This is a genomic window from Gordonia desulfuricans NBRC 100010, assembly GCF_001485495.1.
GTDB classification, from domain to species: Bacteria; Actinomycetota; Actinomycetes; order Mycobacteriales; family Mycobacteriaceae; genus Gordonia; species Gordonia desulfuricans.
This window is the reverse complement of sequence record NZ_BCNF01000209.1, coordinates 1-2095: the sequence shown is the minus strand read 5'-3', so window position 1 is coordinate 2095 and position 2095 is coordinate 1. Positions and strand designations below refer to the sequence as shown.

Annotated in this window: 2 protein-coding genes; one reads left to right on the top strand and one right to left on the bottom strand. The window is 61.8% G+C overall.

Annotated features, from left to right (window positions below; all coding sequences use genetic code 11):
* Window positions 1–259: 259 nt before the first annotated feature.
* Entirely contained in the window at window positions 260–1228 is a 969-nt protein-coding gene (locus GD1_RS23860) for an AraC-like ligand-binding domain-containing protein (protein WP_059040010.1), read from the top strand.
* Between the two features lie 67 nt (window positions 1229–1295).
* On the opposite strand, the gene istB is transcribed toward GD1_RS23860, so the two are convergent.
* A complete protein-coding gene (gene istB, locus GD1_RS23855) occupies window positions 1296–2084 on the bottom strand; it encodes an IS21-like element helper ATPase IstB (RefSeq protein ID WP_006902471.1) in 789 nt (262 codons plus the stop codon).
* Between the last annotated feature and the right edge of the window lie 11 nt (window positions 2085–2095).

Sequence of the window (2095 nt, the reverse complement as noted above, 5' to 3'; positions counted from 1 at the left end):
GGTTCACCGTGAAGGAAGCCAGCGAACTGTTGCCACGCTACCGCGACGACAACAGCTTCGACTCCACCAAATTCGCCAACCGCTTCCCCGATTTCACTGTCACGACCTACCGCCAGTGACTCATGCGGCCCACACCGAGTGCATGATGCGAGGCGGTGCCGCCGAGAACGTCGCTCCAGGCCAACAATCGTGTCACCAGAAGTCAACGAGGCCTCGGTAGGACGGACATGTTATGGCATCCCGCATAGAATAAAGGCCCATGGAAACAACGTTGTCTACTGCCGGGATTCCTGACGGTGACCGCGAGGAGTACTGGCGCCAGGTCATCTGCCGCACCTTTGTCGAACTCGAAGTGGACCACCGCGGTAGCCGCACATATCGCGGGGCGGTGCGCACCCGCTCGTACGGCGTTCTTCGGGCAACGCGGATCAGCTGTGACCCGATGATTGCCACCCGCAGCCGTGACTGTCTTTCCCACAGCGAGGACGATCGGTATCTGCTCGCACTGCAGTTGCGCGGTCGCACGGTGGGCATTCAGGATGATCGTGAGGTGGAACTGCGAGCCGGTGACTTCACGATCTTCGATACCGCCCGCAGCTACTCGGTGGACTTCCAGGGTGATGGCTTTGATCACCTCGTCTTCCATATTCCACGAACTGCCCTTGATGCTCGCGGAACGCTGGCCGCCGATGCCACCGCCCGACGCATCGATGGCTCTTTGGGGATGGGCTGGGCAGTCTCTGGGTTTCTCACCAACCTGCAGCGTGTTGGCGAGGACGCCTCCGATGTCGAACGCGAACAACTGGGCGAAGCGGGGATCGACTTGCTTGCCACGACGCTGCGATGGGCAGCCGGTCCCTCTCACGGTGGCGGTGCTGGTCCGCAGCGGTCATTGATGAGCATCAAACAGTATGTGAGATCCCGGCTCGGTGATCCGTTGTTGACCCCGCACGGTGTCGCTGCGGCGTTCTCCATCTCGGTGCGCCATTTGCATCGGCTCTTCACCGAGGAGTCGGCAACCTTCTCGTCCTGGGTGCGTGACGAGCGGTTGATGAGGTGTTTCGAATGCCTGGGCGACCCCGCGTATCGTCATCTTAGTGTTCAGGATATTCGGGTGCGCTATGGATTTGCAGACGCTGCTGTCTTCAGCCGGGCATTCAAGCGGCAGTACGGGATCACTCCCTCGGAGCGCCGCGAGCATGTCCGGGCAGCTCCTGAGTATCTGTGACTGTCAACGGCCAGTTTGATGTCCCCGCTGGTGGCCAGGTAAAAGTCCCCACCCTGTGCGGGATGTTCTAGGTGGGTGGTACCTCCGTTCGGTGTGTCATGCGGTAGGAGTCGCCGTCGGTGATGACGATGGTGGCGTGGTGCAGGAGTCGGTCGAGGATGCTGGCGGCGGTGGTGTGTTCGGGCAGGAAGCGTCCCCATTGTTCGAAGGGCCAGTGACTGGCGATCGCGAGAGAGCGGCGTTCGTAGGCGCCGGCGACGAGCCTGAACAGCAGTTGGGTGCCGGTGTCGTCGAGCGGGGCGAATCCGATCTCGTCGAGGATGAGCAGATCTTGGCGCAGCAGGGTGTCGATGGTTTTACCGACGGTGTTGTCGGCCAGCCCGCGATACAGGGTCTCCACGAGGTCGGCGGCGGTGAAGTACCGCACTTTGTGTCCGGCGTGCACTGCGGCGATCCCCAACCCGATCAGGGTGTGACTCTTGCCAGTCCCGGCTGGGCCGATCAAGGCCAGGTTGTGTTGGGCCCGAACCCATTCCAGCGAGGACAGGTATTCGAAGGTGTTGGCCGGGATGGAGGATGCGGCCACGTCGAACGATTCCAGGGTTTTGGTGAGCGGGAACCCGGCAGCTTTGAGTCGGTTGCGGATGTTGGAGGCATCACGAGCGGCGATCTCGGCTTCCACCAGGGTCCGCAGTACTTCTTCGGGTGTCCACCGCTGAGTTTTCGCGGTGAGCAGCACCTCGGGTGCGGTGCGGCGGATCGAGGCCAGTTTCAATCGGCGTAGCGCGTGGTCGAGGTCGGCCGGTAGTGGCGGCACTGTTTGGGGTGCAACTGATGTCGATGTTGTGGTGGTCATGACACTGAATC

What these genes read in the sequence shown, in the direction of transcription:
- GD1_RS23860 (WP_059040010.1), top strand. Translation starts at nt 260, where the DNA reads ATGGAAACAACGTTGTCTACTGCCGGGATTCCTGACGGTGACCGCGAG.
- istB (WP_006902471.1), bottom strand. Translation starts at nt 2,084, where the DNA reads ATGACCACCACAACATCGACATCAGTTGCACCCCAAACAGTGCCGCCA.